The 17,239-nt window shown below is 30.8% G+C and carries 13 protein-coding genes; 9 read left to right on the top strand and 4 right to left on the bottom strand.

Annotation, left to right across the window (positions count from 1 at the left end):
* Window positions 1–53: 53 nt before the first annotated feature.
* Entirely contained in the window at window positions 54–290 is a 237-nt protein-coding gene (locus KK2020170_RS02845; protein WP_002988156.1) for an acyl carrier protein, read from the bottom strand.
* Window positions 291–464: 174 nt separating this feature from the next.
* On the opposite strand from KK2020170_RS02845, the gene purN reads away from it, so the two are divergent.
* From purN to KK2020170_RS02825, 4 genes are all read left to right on the top strand, one after another.
* On the top strand, window positions 465–1,031 hold the full coding sequence (gene purN, locus KK2020170_RS02840; protein ID WP_221259295.1) for a phosphoribosylglycinamide formyltransferase: 567 nt from the start codon (window positions 465–467) through the stop codon (window positions 1,029–1,031).
* An 11-nt stretch (window positions 1,032–1,042) separates the two neighbouring features.
* Window positions 1,043–1,522 carry a ribonuclease HI gene (gene rnhA / locus KK2020170_RS02835; protein ID WP_221259294.1) on the top strand — a complete coding sequence of 160 codons (480 nt, stop codon included), beginning with the start codon at window positions 1,043–1,045 and terminating at the stop codon, window positions 1,520–1,522.
* 79 nt (window positions 1,523–1,601) lie between these two features.
* Entirely contained in the window at window positions 1,602–2,531 is a 930-nt protein-coding gene (locus KK2020170_RS02830) for a PfkB family carbohydrate kinase (RefSeq protein WP_221259293.1), read from the top strand.
* Window positions 2,532–2,591: 60 nt separating this feature from the next.
* Window positions 2,592–4,487: an amidophosphoribosyltransferase gene (locus KK2020170_RS02825; RefSeq protein ID WP_221259292.1), complete on the top strand. Its 1,896-nt coding sequence runs from the start codon at window positions 2,592–2,594 to the stop codon at window positions 4,485–4,487.
* 594 nt (window positions 4,488–5,081) lie between these two features.
* Here the strand turns inward: KK2020170_RS02825 and KK2020170_RS02820 are convergent.
* Complete coding sequence (locus KK2020170_RS02820) at window positions 5,082–5,690, bottom strand: superoxide dismutase (RefSeq protein WP_221259291.1); 609 nt, start codon at window positions 5,688–5,690, stop codon at window positions 5,082–5,084.
* Window positions 5,691–5,794: 104 nt separating this feature from the next.
* On the opposite strand from KK2020170_RS02820, the gene KK2020170_RS02815 reads away from it, so the two are divergent.
* The 5 genes from KK2020170_RS02815 (at window position 5,795) to KK2020170_RS02795 (ending at window position 15,376) form a co-directional block, all read left to right on the top strand.
* Window positions 5,795–8,965, top strand: a complete 3,171-nt coding sequence (locus KK2020170_RS02815) for a UvrD-helicase domain-containing protein (RefSeq protein ID WP_221259290.1) — start codon at window positions 5,795–5,797, stop codon at window positions 8,963–8,965.
* Between the two features lie 12 nt (window positions 8,966–8,977).
* Window positions 8,978–10,174 carry a glycine C-acetyltransferase gene (gene kbl / locus KK2020170_RS02810; protein WP_221259289.1) on the top strand — a complete coding sequence of 399 codons (1,197 nt, stop codon included), beginning with the start codon at window positions 8,978–8,980 and terminating at the stop codon, window positions 10,172–10,174.
* 102 nt (window positions 10,175–10,276) lie between these two features.
* Entirely contained in the window at window positions 10,277–11,692 is a 1,416-nt protein-coding gene (locus KK2020170_RS02805) for an OmpA family protein (RefSeq protein WP_221259288.1), read from the top strand.
* A gap of 62 nt (window positions 11,693–11,754) precedes the next feature.
* A complete protein-coding gene (locus KK2020170_RS02800; protein ID WP_221259287.1) occupies window positions 11,755–14,523 on the top strand; it encodes a PD-(D/E)XK nuclease family protein in 2,769 nt (922 codons plus the stop codon).
* A 10-nt stretch (window positions 14,524–14,533) separates the two neighbouring features.
* Window positions 14,534–15,376 (top strand): mechanosensitive ion channel family protein, encoded by an 843-nt coding sequence (locus KK2020170_RS02795; RefSeq protein WP_221259286.1) that lies wholly within the window; start codon window positions 14,534–14,536, stop codon window positions 15,374–15,376.
* Here the strand turns inward: KK2020170_RS02795 and KK2020170_RS02790 are convergent.
* Both KK2020170_RS02790 and KK2020170_RS02785 read right to left on the bottom strand, forming a co-directional pair.
* Window positions 15,373–16,155: an alpha/beta fold hydrolase gene (locus tag KK2020170_RS02790; RefSeq protein ID WP_221259285.1), complete on the bottom strand. Its 783-nt coding sequence runs from the start codon at window positions 16,153–16,155 to the stop codon at window positions 15,373–15,375. The two genes, KK2020170_RS02795 and KK2020170_RS02790, sit on opposite strands and share 4 nt — an antisense overlap.
* Entirely contained in the window at window positions 16,155–17,189 is a 1,035-nt protein-coding gene (locus KK2020170_RS02785; protein WP_221259284.1) for an aldo/keto reductase, read from the bottom strand. The genes KK2020170_RS02790 and KK2020170_RS02785 overlap by 1 nt, the downstream gene beginning before the upstream one ends.
* Between the last annotated feature and the right edge of the window lie 50 nt (window positions 17,190–17,239).

Genomic DNA, 17,239 nt, shown 5'->3' with positions numbered 1-17,239 from the left:
AGCAGAAATACTAAATAAGTACACCCGCAAGTTAACTTACGGGTGCTTAAATATTATTTCTTAGCTTCTTCGATGTAAGAAATAGCTTGACCAACAGTAGCAATGTTTTCCGCTTGATCATCTGGAATTTGAATATCGAATTCTTTTTCGAACTCCATGATTAGCTCAACAGTGTCTAATGAATCAGCTCCTAAATCGTTTGTGAAGCTTGCTTCAGCTACAACTTCGTTTTCGTCAACACCTAATTTGTCTACGATAATCGCTTTTACTCTTGATGCAATGTCTGACATAATCTTTTAATTTTTAATTTAATTTGTTGGCAAAAATAAAAAACTTTATTTTAAAACAACATTTTTGTTACTAAATGTGACTACGAATTTAAAAAAAATAATTCACAAAGACTTTAATTTTCTATTTTTTACCAATTATTATTCTTTTTTTTGCGTAATAAAAATTACAGGATAATGCAAAAAATAGTGCTATTTGCTTCTGGTAATGGTACCAATGTTGAAAACATTATAACACATTTCAAAAATTCAAGCCTAGGAACTGTAGTCGCTGTGTTTGTAAACAATCCTCGTGCCAAAGTTCTTGAACGAGCTAAAAACCAAAACGTTAAGTCGATTTTGTTTGACAAAGAACAACTTAATAGTGGATTTGTTTTAGACGAACTCAATAAAATTGAACCTGATTTAATTGTTTTGGCTGGATTTTTATGGATGTTTCCTGTAGCCATTATAAAAGAATATCCTAATAAAGTAATTAACATTCATCCTGCATTGTTACCAAAATATGGAGGAAAAGGAATGTATGGAAAATTTGTTCACCAAGCCGTTTTAGAAAACAAAGAGAAAGAAACTGGAATAACGATTCATTTTGTGAACGAATATTATGATGAAGGTGAATTTATTTTTCAGCAAGCTACCAATATTGAAAATTGCAAAACTGCAGATGAAATCGCTGAAAAAGTTCACGAATTAGAACAAAAATATTTCCCCCAAGTAATTGAAAAGCTAATTACGAATAACTAATCACTATTTACTTGAGTTACGAAGTCTACATATACACTGATGGCGCTGCAAAGGGAAATCCTGGTCCTGCAGGTTATGGTATTGTGATGGAAATGGCTAGAACATCTTATAAGAAAGAGTTTTTTGAAGGCTTTCGTTTGTCTACAAATAACAGAATGGAATTATTAGCGGTAATTGTAGGTTTAGAAAAATTAAAAAAGCCGCATACAAAAGTTTTAGTAACTTCCGATTCTAAATATGTAGTAGACGCTGTTTTAAAAGGCTGGGTTTTTAACTGGGAAAAAAAGTATTTTTCAGGTAAAAAAAATCCTGATTTATGGATGCGTTTTTTAAAAGTATATCGCAAACATGAAGTACATTTCCAATGGATTAAGGGACACAACAATCATCCTCAAAATGAACGCTGTGACCAATTAGCAGTAATGGCTTCAGAACAAGAAAAATTGAATATCGATACTTTTTACGAAAAAGAAGAAGGGAAGTTATTATAGCTTCAAACTTTGTGACTTTCAAACTTTGCAACTCTGCAACTAAAAACTTATCTTTGCGCCTTATTTCAAAAGAAAAAGAATGAATAAATTATTGATAGTAGGTACAGTTGCTTTTGATGCAATTGAAACACCTTTTGGAAAGACTGATAAAATCTTAGGCGGAGCGGCAACATACATTGGTTTAGCTTCAAACTTTTTTAATGTAGATGCGGCTATAGTTTCTGTAGTTGGTGAAGACTTTCCAAAAGAATATTTAGACTTATTAGAAAATAAAGGTGTAAATATTGAAGGAATTGAAGTTGTAAAAGGCGGGAAAACTTTCTTTTGGAGTGGAAAATATCATAACGATTTAAATTCTCGCGATACTTTAGTAACAGAATTAAATGTATTAGCTGATTTTAATCCAATTGTTCCTGAAAATTATAAAAATTCTGAAGTGGTGCTTTTAGGAAACTTACATCCTATTGTACAATCAGGAGTTTTAGATCAATTAACTGAAAAACCAAAGTTAGTTGTGTTAGATACAATGAATTTTTGGATGGATTGTGCTTGGAACGAATTAATGGATGTAATTAAACGTGTAGATGTTATTACTATTAATGATGAAGAAGCACGCCAACTTTCAGGAGAATATTCTTTAGTTAAAGCTGCTGAAAAAATTCATGCAATGGGACCTAAATATGTGGTAATTAAGAAAGGTGAACATGGTGCTTTATTGTTCCACAATAAAGATGTGTTCTTTGCACCAGCATTACCATTAGAAGAAGTATTCGACCCAACAGGTGCTGGTGATACATTTGCAGGTGGTTTTGCGGGTTATATTGCGCAAAGTGAAAATATTTCTTTTGATAATATGAAGAACGGAATCATTTATGGCTCTAATTTAGCTTCTTTCTGTGTAGAAAGATTTGGTACTGAAAGAATGGAAAATTTAGCAAAGGAGGAAGTTCAAGAGCGCTTACAACAATTTAAAGCGTTAACACAATTTGAAATTGAATTAGAAGAATAAAAGTGTGCCTCGAATTTTCGGGGCATTTTTTATAAAAACAACAATAAACAACACAACTATATGAGCGACGCAATTAAACACGAATGTGGTATTGCTTTACTACGATTAAAAAAACCATTAGAATACTACAAAGAAAAGTATGGTTCTGCTTTTTATGGTGTTCAAAAAATGTATTTGCTTTTAGAAAAACAGCACAATCGCGGACAAGATGGTGCGGGTTTAGCAAGTATTAAACTTGATGTTCAGCCTGGTCAACGGTATATTAGCAGAGTGCGTTCAAACGATGCACAACCTATTAAAGATATTTTTGCTCAAATTAATAACCGCATTAGTCGCGGTTTAGAAGAAAATCCAGAATTTGTGAATAATGTTGCTTTACAAAAAGAGCATATTCCATATGTTGCTGAACTATTTCTTGGTCATGTTCGCTATGGAACTTTTGGTAAAAATAGTATCGAAAGTGTTCATCCATTCTTACGTCAAAACAATTGGATGCATCGTAATTTAATTGTTGCTGGAAACTTTAATATGACGAATGTTAAAGAGTTGTTCCAAGATTTGGTTAACCTTGGTCAACATCCAAAACAAATGGCCGATACTGTTACTGTAATGGAAAAAATAGGTCATTTCTTAGATGATGAAGTTGCCGATATTTATCAGCAGTGTAAGCAAGAAGGAATGACTAAAAAAGAAGCTTCAGCATTTATCGCTGAGCGTTTAAATATTCAGCGAATTTTAGAACGTGCTTCTCGTAATTGGGATGGCGGTTATGCTATGGCAGGACTTTTCGGTCATGGGGATTCTTTCGTTATGCGTGATCCTGCTGGAATTCGTCCAGCATTCTTTTATGAAGATGAAGAAGTTGTTGTTGTAGCTTCAGAAAGACCAGTTATTCAAACCGTCTTTAATGTCCCATTTGAAAAAGTTCAGGAATTAGAACCAGGAAATGCAATCATCATTAAAAAGAATGGAAGTGTTTCAATCCAAGAAGTGAGAACACCACTAGAAAAGAAAGCATGTTCATTTGAACGAATTTATTTCTCAAGAGGTGGCGATGCAGAAATTTATCAGGAAAGAAAAGATCTAGGAAAATTAATATTTCCTAAGGTTCTAGAATCTATTGATAATGATACTCAAAACACGGTTTTTTCTTATATTCCAAATACAGCAGAACTTTCATTTTACGGAATGGTAGAAGCAGCTCATAAGTATTTAGATAATAAAAAAACAAAGGCAATTCTTTCTACAGAAAACTTAAGCGAAGATAAAATTAAAAGTATTTTAGGAGAAAGTATTCGTACCGAAAAAGTAGCTATTAAAGATGCTAAATTGAGAACTTTTATTACAGAAGATAGCAGCAGAGATGATTTAGTCGCTCACGTTTATGACGTTACGTATGGTGTAGTTAAACCCAATGATAATTTAGTAATTATTGATGATAGTATTGTTCGTGGTACAACCTTAAAACAAAGTATCATTAAAATGATGGATCGTCTTTCTCCAAAACAAATTGTTGTAGTTTCATCGGCTCCACAAATCCGTTATCCAGATTGTTATGGAATTGATATGGCTAAGCTTGAAGGTTTGGTAGCATTTAGAGCAGCTTTAGAATTATTGAAAGAGAGAAATCTTTACCATATTGTTGAAGAGGTTTATAAGAAATCAGTAGCGCAAGAAAATTATAAAGATGTAGATGTTGTAAATTTTGTAAAAGAAATATATGCACCATTTACTGATGAAGAAATATCAGATAAAATTGCTGAAATGTTAACTCCAGAAGGAACAAAAGCAAAAGTTAAAGTAATTTATCAATCGGTTGAAGATTTGCATAAAGCATGTCCTAAAAATTTAGGAGATTGGTATTTTACTGGTGATTATCCAACACCAGGAGGAAACCGAGTTGTAAACAGAGCTTTTATGAATTTTTATGAAGGAAAAGATGCAAGAGCATACTAATAAAGTGCATTTTATCGATTATTTAAGAAGTTTATCTAATTTTTAAAAAACATAAAGCTACCTATATTACTTTAGCCCTACCAGAAAAATTAGTAGGTTAAGTTTTTATGGTAGATTTGGGGCAAAAAGGGTGAAAGTAATCTTTCACCTTTTTTATTTAAAAAAATCAATAAATACTTACAACTTTTGTTTTTTATCGATTTTTTCTGTTTCTCGTCAATTTTTTTGTGATGATATTAAGAATCTAGACTACTTTAGCCTTACCAGAAAATTAGTAGGTTAAGTTTTATGGTAGATTTGGGGCAAAAAGGGTGAAAGTGATCTTTCACCTTTTTATTTTTATTAAAGTTAAATCAATAAACACTTACAACTTTTGTATTTCGTCGAGTATTTTAGTTAGTTGTCAATTTTTTTATGAACCGATATAAGTTCTGCACTACTTTAGCCTTACCAGAAAATTAGTAGGTTAAGTTTTATGGTAGATTTGGGGCAAAAAGGGTGAAAGTAATCTTTCACCTTTTTATTTTGATATAGATGTAGAAAACAAAAAGGGATTTCAATTAGAAATCCCTTTTTTAATTGGTAGCAAGTAAATTATTTTTCAGTAGCAAATCTTCTAGAAACTTCTTCCCAATTAACTACATTAAAGAATGCTTCAATGTAATCTGGTCTTCTGTTTTGATAATTAAGGTAGTATGCATGCTCCCATACATCAAGGCCTAAAATTGGAGTTCCACCGCAACCGATACCTGGCATTAATGGGTTGTCCTGATTTGCTGAAGAGCAAACTTCTAATTTTCCGCCTTTATGAACACAAAGCCAAGCCCACCCTGAACCAAATCTTGTAGCAGCAGCTTTTGCAAACTCAGCCTTAAATGCATCGAAAGAGCCAAAGTCTTTTTCAATAGCAGCAGCTAAATCTCCTGTTGGGTTTCCGCCTCCATTTGGAGACATTACTGTCCAAAATAAATTGTGGTTATAAAAACCTCCGCCGTTATTTCTAACTGCTCCATTGTTCATGTCTAAATTAATTAAAATGTTTTCAATGGTTTTTCCTTCTAAATCAGATCCGGCAACAGCGTTGTTAAGGTTTGTAGTATAAGCGTTGTGATGCTTAGTATGGTGGATTTCCATTGTTCTAGCATCAATATGTGGTTCTAATGCATCGTATGCATAAGGTAATTTTGGTAATTCGAATGTCATAATATTAATTTTTAGATTAGTAATATTTTTCCCAAATTTACAAATTAAACTAGCGAATTGAAAACGGTTATAATAAATTGTTCTTATGCTACTATAAATTTTATATGTCAAATACATCTTCATTTACTATATATAATGCCTCTGCAGGTTCGGGTAAAACGTATACCCTTACAAAAGAATATTTAAAGATTCTTATAAAATCTAGGAATAATGATGCATATAAAAAAATTCTAGCTATTACGTTTACCAATAAAGCGGTTGAAGAAATGAAAAACAGAGTTGTTAATAGTCTGTTTGAATTTTCTAAAGACAATACAAGTGAAAAAAGCATGTCTTTGTTGAAAGATCTTTCTATAGAGACAGGTTTTTCAATAAATACTATAAAAGAAAAGTCAAAAAAAATAATAAAAGATATAATTCATAATTATTCGGCTTTTGGGATTTCAACTATAGATAAGTTTACTCACAAGATTATTAGAACTTTTGCTCAAGATTTGGAATTACCTTCAAATTTTGAAATTGCTTTAGATACTGATGTTTTATTGCAGGAAGCAGTAGACAGTGTGATTGCGCAAGTAGGGGAAGACGAAGAATTGACTCAATTTATTTTAGAGTTTACAAAAAACAAAACAGACGATGATAAGAATTGGGATATTTCTTATGAGCTTTTTGAAGTGTCTAAATTAATTACCAATGAAAATAACGTTCAAGAAATAAAGGCTTTTGAGGATAAAAACTTTGATGATTTTGTAGAAATAAAGGAAAAGCTCGAACAAAACATAAAGAGAATAGAATCAAGTTGCGTTGAAATAGCTTCAATGTGTTTGCAAAACATCAATAAGAATGTTAATCCGAAATCTTTTTACAGAAGTTATGTTACTAATTTTATTCAAAAAATTAGCGAAGGAGATTTAGCAATTAATACTACTGTTATTAAATATCTCGATGGTGAAAAAGAAAGATATTCAAAATCAGTTTCACAAAATGAAAAAGATTGGATAGATGAAAATGCTAATAAAATATTACATGAAATTTTAATAATAAACAGTAAAGTAGGAAAAACCGCTTTTTACAAAGCTTTTTTACAAAATATTAATTCACTTTCATTATTAAATACCGTAAATAAAGAGTTCAGAAGAATTCAAGAAGAGCAAAATGTTTTGTCTATTTCAGATTTCAATAAAATTATTTTTAATAAAATTCAAGGCGAACCTACTCCATTTATCTATGAAAGATTAGGAGAAAAATACCGACATTATTTTATAGATGAATTTCAAGACACATCTGAAATGCAATGGAAGAATTTAATTCCTTTAATAGATAATGCTTTAGCTTCTGAAGAAAATGGAATAAAAGGAACACTAATGCTTGTTGGCGATCCTAAACAATCAATTTATCGATGGCGAGGAGGAAAAGCAGAGCAATTTATTAAATTAAGTAAAGACGAGAATCCTTTTTCAAATAAGGATAAAAAGGTAGAAAATTTAGACACTAACTACCGAAGTTACAGTGAAGTAATTGAGTTTAATAACAAGTTTTTTTCGTTTCTATCTCAAAAGTTTGAAAATGAAAATTATTCGGAATTATATAAAAACACATCTTTTCAAAATACAAACCAAAAAGAAGGAGGCTATGTAAATATTTCATTTATTGAATCTAATCAAGAAGAATATGAAGATTTTGATGAAAACGAAATTGGATATTCATATAAAAACATTCAATATTTAGAAAAAACAATTGAAACAATTCAAAAAGTTGTCGAACAAGGTTTTTCTTATGGTGACATTGTTTTATTAACAAGAAGAAAAGATCAAGGTGTTCTATTAGCAAATTATCTTACCGAGAACGACATACCGATTCTTTCATCGGAAACTTTGTTAATCCAAAATGCAACGGAAGTAAAACTAATAATTGCATTGTTAAGGTATTTGAACAACAGCAAAGATGAAGAGTCTAAGGCTTTTATTTTATATTTTGTAGGAAGATATTGTCAAAACAAATTACCAATTCACGATTTTATTTTAAAAAATAAAAATTTATCGGAATTAGAAATTGAAGATGAATTAAAGGGATTAGGTATAATGATTTCGTTTAAAAATTGTCGAACAAAATCGCTTTATGATGCTGTTGAAATCTTAGTAAATGCATTTGTAAAAGAAAAAGCAAACACTTCGTATGTCCAATATTTTATGGACTTGGTTTTGGAGAAGGATAGTAAATCGCAATTGGGAATAACTGAATTTCTTGATTATTGGGATAAAATAGGTTTTCAAAAAAGTATTCCCTCACCAGAAGGTTCTAATGCAATTCGAATTATGACTATTCATAAATCGAAAGGTTTAGAGTTTCCAGTAGTAATTATTCCATTTGCAGAAGAAAATTTTTCAAGAAATAAAGGCAATAAACTTTGGGTTGATTTTGAAGAATCGGATGAAATTAATTTTCCCAAAGCTTTTGTTAACTCTAAAAACGATGTAAAAACTTATAGTGAGAGTGCAAAAATTGTTTTTGAACAAAAAACTCAAGAAGAACTTTTAGACACAATAAATGTCTTATATGTAGCCTTAACTAGAGCAGAAGAGCAACTTTACGTTATTTCAAATAAATTGCAAACCAAAAAAGGCGATATTGTGACTAATAATTTGTCTTTTTATTTTATTGATTTTCTTGACAGTCAAGGAAAGTTTAATGGTGATTTAGAATTTGAATTTGGACTTGCTAAGAGAATATCAGAGTTTAAACCCAAAATAAATTCAAGTAAGAATATTGAATTAGTTCAAAATAAATTTCCTTTCGAAAATATTAAAATTGCACAAAAAGAGGCTCTATTATGGGGAACAGAACAACAAGAAGCAATTAATTTCGGAAATGTTTTTCACGAAATATTAGCAAACATTAAAACAAAAAAAGATATAAATCTAGCCATTGATAAAGCGATTGAAACAGGTTTAATTTCGTTAAATGACATTGATTTTATTCAATCGAAAATTCATGAAATTTTAAATCACAATAGTTTAAAATTATTCTTTTCTGATGAAGCAAAAGTGATGAATGAGCAAACTATTATTGATAGTGAACAAGGAAATATTAAACCAGATAAAATAGTGTTTTATGAAAATAGTGCTATGATATTGGATTATAAAACAGGAGATAAAAAGAAATCACATATTTATCAAATTAATAATTATGCAAATGTGTTAGAGCGGATGAACTTTAATGTTATAAAAAAAGCATTAGTTTATACAGGAGATAAAGTAGAAGTAGTAATTTTGTAAAAAATAATAATCATGTACGGTAAAATTAAACAACACTTACAAAACGAAATTGAAACCATTAAAGAAAATGGTCTTTATAAAAAAGAAAGAATTATCACTTCACCACAGGGAGCAGAAATTACAATTTCAACAGGCGAAACAGTATTGAATTTTTGTGCGAATAATTATTTAGGATTGTCATCTCACCCTGAAGTGGTTCAAGCAGCAAAAGATGCTCTTGATTCTCATGGGTTCGGAATGTCTTCGGTGCGTTTTATTTGCGGTACTCAAGATATTCATAAAGAATTAGAACAAAAAATTGCTAATTTTTACGGTACTGAAGATACAATTCTTTATGCTGCAGCATTTGATGCTAATGGAGGTGTTTTTGAGCCATTATTGGGTGAGGAAGATTGTATTATTTCGGACAGTTTAAATCACGCTTCAATTATAGATGGCGTTCGTTTGTGCAAAGCGGCGCGTTATCGTTATCAAAATAACGATATGGCCGATTTGGAAGCACAATTAATTGTTGCAACTGAAAAAGGGCATCGTTTTAAATTAATTGTAACCGATGGTGTTTTCTCAATGGACGGTTTAGTAGCACCTTTAGATAAAATTTGTGATTTGGCTGACAAATATGATGCAATGGTAATGGTAGATGAATGTCACGCTGCAGGTTTTATTGGAGCAACAGGAAAGGGAACGCTTGAGGCAAAAGGAGTGATGGGACGTGTAGATATTATCACAGGAACTTTAGGTAAGGCATTGGGTGGAGCAATGGGTGGATACACAACTGCAAAAAAGGAAATTATTGAAATCTTACGCCAACGTTCACGTCCATATTTGTTTTCAAATTCATTAGCACCTTCAATTGTAGGAGCTTCATTAAAAGTTTTTGAATTATTAGAAAAGGACACTTCATTACGTGATAAACTTGAATGGAATACAAATTATTTTAAAGAAGGAATGAAAAAAGCAGGTTTCGACATAATAGATGGAGATTCTGCAATTGTACCAGTAATGTTGTATGACGCAAAGCTTTCGCAAGTCATGGCAGATGAGTTACTTAAGAAAGGAGTTTATGTTATAGGATTTTTCTTTCCAGTTGTACCAAAAGAAAAAGCTAGGATTAGAGTTCAGCTATCAGCGGCTCACTCTAAAGAACACTTGGATAAAGCAATTAAAGCTTTTACGGAGGTTGGAAAAGACTTAAACATAATCAACTAATCAGTGTGAAAGTTTTCTTTTTTTTAACAAAACTTTTTGTATTTAAAAAAAAACCCTACATTTGTGCTAATTATAACGCATTGTAATTAAATTTAGTAAAGTATGAAACATCTTAAAATTTTTGCTGCTGCTTTAATGTTTGCTGGTTTATCAGCTCAAGCGCAAGACAGCAACAATCCATGGGCAGTATCATTTGGTGTAAATGCTGTCGACACAAAAATTAGTATGTACGGTAACGACAAATTAATTTTTGAACAATTAGTTAACGCTGATAGAAACTGGAATATTTTACCTTCTGTTTCTTACCTAAACGTGTCTAGACACATGGGTGATGGTTTCTCAGTAGGTTTAACAGCTTCAGTTAATAAAATTGACAAATGGGTTGTTCTTGATAATCCAGAATTTGGAACAAAAGCAACACATCAATATTCAGTTTACAATCCAGGAAATTTATCTTACTATGGTATTGATGCTATGGTTAAGTATAGCTTTATGGATATGATAGGAACAAAATGGTTTGATCCTTCATTAAACTTAGGAGGAGGTTACCAATTTGTTGGTGATGCTTCTGCAGGTACTGTAAATGGTGGATTAGGTTTAACTTTCTGGTTCTCTGAGCAAGTTGGTTTACAATTACAATCTACTCTTAAATATTCATTTGATGACGAGAGAATGCCTGATGCAGACGTTCCAACTCATATTCAACACATGGCTGGTCTTACTTTCAAATTTGGAGGTAAAGATACAGATGGAGATGGTATCTATGATAAAGATGATGCTTGTCCAGATGTATTTGGTTTAGAAGAATTCCAAGGTTGTCCTGATTCTGATGGTGACGGAATTGCAGATAAAGATGATGCTTGTCCAGAAGAGGCAGGAAGCAAAGAATTAAATGGATGTCCAGATAACGATGGTGACGGAATCATCAATTCAGAAGATGCTTGTCCTGATGATGCTGGTACAAAAATCATGAATGGTTGTCCAGATGCTGACGGTGACGGTGTAGCTGATAAAGATGATAACTGTGTTGACGTTGCTGGTCCAAAAGAAAACAATGGTTGTCCTTGGCCTGATACAGATGGTGACGGTGTAGCTGATAAAGATGATCAGTGTCCAACAGTTGCTGGTACAGTTGCTAATAACGGATGTCCTGAAGTTTCTGAAGAGGCAATGAAAAAATTAAATGATTATGCTAAAACAATTTTGTTTGATTCTGGTAAATCATCTTTCCAAAAACAAACAATGCCAGTTTTACAAGCTATTACTGCTATCTTAAAAGAGTATCCATCTTCTAAGTTCTCTATTGAAGGACATACTGATAGCCAAGGTGCTGCAGAATTCAATAAGAAATTATCTGCTTCAAGAGCTGATGCTGTTAAAGCTTATTTAATTGAAAATGGTATTGACGCTACAAGATTAAGTGCTACAGGTTTTGGTGAAGAGTATCCAATCGATACTAACAAAACTGCTAAAGGTAGAGCTAACAACCGTAGAGTTGAAGTTAAATTAGTAAAATAATTTACACTAAATAAATATTTAAAACGTCCCGATTTTCGGGACGTTTTTTTTATTTTTATAAAATGAATAAATCTTCATTTTTAGAGCAGATTGCTATTGAATTATTAAAACGAAACAATAATTCACTTGAGAATACAACAGTAGTTTTACCTAATAAAAGAGCTAAGGTCTTTTTGTTAAATGAAATTAGAAAAGTTTCTAATGTTTCCTTGTTTTCTCCAAATATTATAAGTATTGAAGAATTAATTCAAGAAATTTCTGAGATACGATCTGTTGATGCTATAGAAATCCTTTTTGAGTTCTATGAAGTTTATTTAAGATTAACTGATAAAGAAGAAGCTCAATCATTTGATCTTTTTTCCTCATGGGCTAAAACTGCAATTCAAGATTTTAATGAAATTGATAGATATCTAATTTCTCCAAAGAATGTTTTTACTTATTTAACTGAAATTAAAGCATTGGAACGATGGAATGTCCAACCAAATAAGAAAACAGATTTAGTTGATAAGCATTTGAAATTTTGGCAATTATTACCTAAGTACTATGAAGTATTATATTTATCATTACTAGATAAGAAGATTGGATACCAAGGGTTAATTTACAGAGAAGCTGTTAAGAACTTGAGTTTATTTTCAAAAGAAAATAACAAGAACAAATTCTACTTTGTCGGATTTAATGCCTTGAATGATGCTGAAGAGAAGATTATTTTGCATTTAAATGAATTTAATAATGCAGATGTTTTTTGGGATATTGATGAATACTTTTTAAATAATGAATATCATGATGTAGGTCTTTTTATAAGACGATATAAAAAAGATTGGAAAACATTTTACACTAAACCATTTGAATGGATTTCTCAAGAATTTCAAAAAGAAAAATCAATTCAAATTATTGGTACACCTAAATCAATAGGACAAGCGAAAATTGTAGGTAAAACCATTGAAAATTTATTGTCTAATGGAGAAAAACTAGATAATTGTGCTATTGTTTTAGGTGATGAAAATTTATTATTACCCGTTTTAAACTCATTACCTAATGAAGCGGATAGTTTAAATATTACAATGGGTTATCCTACTAAGAATAATCCAGCCAACCTATTAGTTTTAAACATCTTAAAGCTTCATTACAATGCTTTAAAAAGAAGCGAGTCAAATTATATCTTTTATTATAAAGATGTTATTTCAGTTATTAATCACCCATTAATTGAACCTTATCTTAAAAGTGAAAACATAATTCAAAAAATTAGAAATAATAATTTTACTTTTTTCAATTATAACACATTAACCAAACTCAAAAAAGCTGAAAGCTACATTAACGAAGAGTTGTTTGAATTACTATTAAAACCTTGGATAAATTATAGTACTTGTGATATTCTACAACTGTTAAAACTAATATTATCGAAGATCAAATATTATTTGCAACCAAATGAAGATGTTGAGAAACTAAATAAAACCTTTATTTTTTCTGTATATAGTCTAGTAAATAAAATTGAGAGTTATAATAGTAAATACAATCGAATTGATTCAATTGATTCATTGTTAGCTCTTTATAAACAACTTCAAGATATTTCAGAAGTTTCATTTGAAGGTGAACCACTCTCTGGACTTCAAATAATGGGTGTTTTAGAATCTAGGGTTTTAGATTTTAAGAACATTATTGTTACATCAGTTAATGAAGGTAAGTTTCCATCTGGTAAATCGCAACAATCTTTTATACCTTATGATATAAAGAAAGAATTGGGTTTGCCTACCTATAAAGAGAAAGACGCTATCTATAGTTACCATTTTTATCATCTATTATTTAGAGCAGAAAATATTTTCTTATTATACAATACGGATAGTGAAGGAATTGATGCTGGTGAGAAAAGTAGGTTTTTACAGCAATTAGAAATTGAAAAATTGTCAAGCCATAGCATTGAAACATTAAGTTATAATGCGGTTTTACCTCAGAAGTCATACGATAGAATGGAAATTCAAAAAACTGAGAGTTTACTTTTGCGTTTAAAAGAAATTGCTACAGAAAAAGGCTTTTCTCCTTCATCATTAACAAGTTATATTAGAAATCCCATGCAATTTTATTTTCAACGAATTTTAAGAATAAACGAAGCTGATGATGTTGAAGAAAATATTGCTGTAAATACTCTTGGAACAATTATACATGATTCTTTGGAAAAGCTATATGAACCTTATTTAGGACACGTATTGACTTTAGAAATCAACAAAGAGATGTTTCAAAATATTAATAGTGTTGTTTTAGAGAGATTCAAAGAAACATATAAAGAAGGTAATATTACAAGAGGGAAAAACTATATTGCTTTTGAAGTAGCAAAAAGAAATATTTTTAATTTTTTGAAACAGGAAAAGGCTTCAATTGAAAATGGTGAGACGATAAAAGTTTTGCAAACAGAAGCAAGTTTAGAATGTATTCTTCAAAACGAAGCGTTGTCTTATCCTGTTAAAATTGCTGGTAAAGTTGACCGAATAGAAGAAAGAAATGGAATTATCCGAATTATAGACTACAAAACCGGTAAAGTTATTGGAAGTAATTTAAAAACATCAGGTTTCGAAGGTTTAACAAGCGAAATCAAGAACGATAAAGTAATTCAACTGCTTTGTTACGCATTAATGTACCAAGATAAATTTGGATTACCTAATGAAGGCATTGAAGCGGGAATAATATCCTTTAAAAATCTTAAATGTGGATTTCTTCCTTTTCAAATTGAAGGACAAGGAAGAATTGATAATCAAATATTGAGTAACTTTACAGAAGAACTAACAAAATTAATTAATGATATTTTGGATGAATCTAAGAATATTGTTGAAATAGTTTAAAGCAAATACAATGGTAAATTTAAAAGAAAGTTTTATCGAAATTTTTTCAAAAATTGAAAACAATCTTACATCAATTGTAATAGGGATAATTATACTAGTTGTGGGTTTTTTTATTGCTAATAAAGTGAAAGTTTTAATTGAAAATAGAATAAAAAATAAACCAGAAGCGGCATTAACAAAAACTTTAATTTCTCAAATCGTTAGTATCTCTATAAAGTTAATTTCTTTGGTGATTTTTCTTAGAATAATTGGGTTTAAAGACTTAACTTCAAACATACTTGCAGGTGCTGGTATTTTAACTTTTGTTATTGGATTTGCATTTAAAGATATTGGAGAAAATTTTTTAGCGGGGATTATCCTGGCCTTTAAAAGTCCGTTTAAAATTAATGATTTAATAGAGTCGAATGGTATAACAGGATATGTTGTAGATTTATCGGTTCGAGAAACTAGAATTAAAACACTTGACGGGAAAGATGTGTTTATACCCAATGGGCAAATTTTAAAAAACCCCTTGTTTAATTTTACTATTGATGGTTTTTTACGATACGATTTTTTAATTGGTTTAGATTATGGCAGTAATATATCTAAAGCAATTAATGTTATTTTAGAAACTGTAAAAAGTGTTGAGGGTGTTATTGATGGTGAAAAAAAGCCTACAGTTGCATTAGACGAATTTGCAACGAGTACAATAAACTTGAAAGTGCTATTTTGGATTGACACTTTTAGCTCTACTTCTAAAACCTACCATTCTGGAATTAGAACCGAAGTTATGAAACAAGTATTAGAAAAATTAGTAAAAGAAGGCTTTAGTTTACCGTCAGATATTGTTGAAATTAAACAATACAATGGTTAAATAGATTGAAGAAAGTTTAGTAGTATAACTTCAAGTTCTTTTTTGTTTTCTAAATGACTCATATGTCCATCTGCTAAAGTCTCTAGTTGAACATTAGTGTCATTTATTTGCGTAACATTTTCTTCGTAATTTAAAACAGGATCTTTTTGGCCTAAAATAAGCAATTTAGAGAACGAAGTATTATGAAGCAGCCTTTCTCTGTCTTTTCTTAGTTTCATTCCTTCTTGTGCCGCTACAATACCTTGTAATGGGGTTTTTAGCGCTTCTTCTCTTGCCCAATTGATTTCATCAATAAGTTTATCTCGGTTTTCTTCACTAAATAGATTTGCAATCGACATGCTTATCGCAGCTTTGTAATTATGTTTGACTGCTTTAATTGCTCTATCGCGATTTGCCTTACGCTCATCACTATCTGCAAAGGATGTAGAATTAAGTAAAACAAGCCCATTTATATGTTCAGGGTATAAATCGGCAAAGGCTAAACTAACATAACCGCCCATAGAATGACCAATGAAAGTAGCTTTTTCAATTTGTAAATGTGTTAGTACTTCATAAACAGCATCAGCCATTTCTTCCATAGTATGAACATAACCTATGCTTTCACTTTTTCCATGTCCCAATAAATCAATGCAAACTACACGATATTGTTTTACTAATTCAGGTTGAAGAAATTGCCACATCTTGCTGTTTTCCAAAAAGCCGTGTAAAAGCACCACAACTTTTCCTGTTCCTTCATCTGAATATGCAATTTCAGCATTTTTGTAATGCGTAAACTTCATTACGGTGCTGGATTTGGAATTAATTCTTGAATTTTTTCTATTTCCTGAATAATTTCAGGTGACAATTGAACTGAAAATGCATCAATATTTTCTTTTAATTGTTCCATTGAAGTTGCTCCAATGATGGTCGATGTCACAAATTGTTGTTGGTTCACAAAAGCAATGGCCATTTCTGTAATCGATAAACCATTCGCTTCGGCTAAATCTTTATAAAGTTTGGTTGCTTTTGTACAATTATCATTGGTATAGCGAACAAAGTTTCGAAATAAATCTAAACGTGAGTTTTTTTCAAATCCGTTTAAATGTTTACCTGTTAAAACACCAAAACCAAGTGGCGAATAAGCCAATAAACCAACATTTTCTCGCATTGTAATTTCAGATAAACCTACTTCATATAAGCGATTTAATAATGAATAAGGATTTTGGATGGTAGCAATTCTTGGTAAACCATGTTTTTCGCTTTCCATTAAAAACTTCATAACGCCCCAAGGATTTTCGTTAGAAACTCCAATATGCTTAATTTTTCCATCTTTAATTAATCCATCAAAAACTTGTAAAACGTCAACTATATTGTCTTCCCATTGTGTATCTAATTCTTGCACACCACGTTTTTGAAACATATTCATTACCCGTTCTGGCCAGTGCATTTGGTACAAATCAATATAATCAGTTTGTAAGTTTTTTAAACTCAATTCTACCGCTTCAGTAATACTCTTTTTAGAAAAATCTAAAGGCTGACGAATATATTCCATCCCACGATTTGGACCCGCAATTTTAGTAGCCAAAACAATTTTATCACGGTTCCCTGTTTTTTTTATCCAACTTCCAATATGCCTCTCTGTACTTCCAAAAATTTGAGCATTTCCACCTATTGGATACATTTCAGCAGTATCGATAAAATTAATGCCTCTGTCTATAGCATAATCTAATTGTTGGTGTGCTTCATCTTCGGTGTTTTGGTTACCAAAAGTCATGGTACCTAAACAAATCGTACTAACTTTTAATTGGGTATTGGGTAAAAACGTGTATTGCATGGTGTAAATTTTGAAGTTTCAAATTTACAAAATAAAATATCCCGAATAAA

This window comes from Flavobacterium okayamense (assembly GCF_019702945.1).
In the GTDB taxonomy this organism is placed as follows: domain Bacteria; phylum Bacteroidota; class Bacteroidia; order Flavobacteriales; family Flavobacteriaceae; genus Flavobacterium; species Flavobacterium okayamense.
The sequence above is the reverse complement of the archived record's forward strand: the minus strand, read 5'-3'. Positions and strand labels throughout refer to the sequence as shown.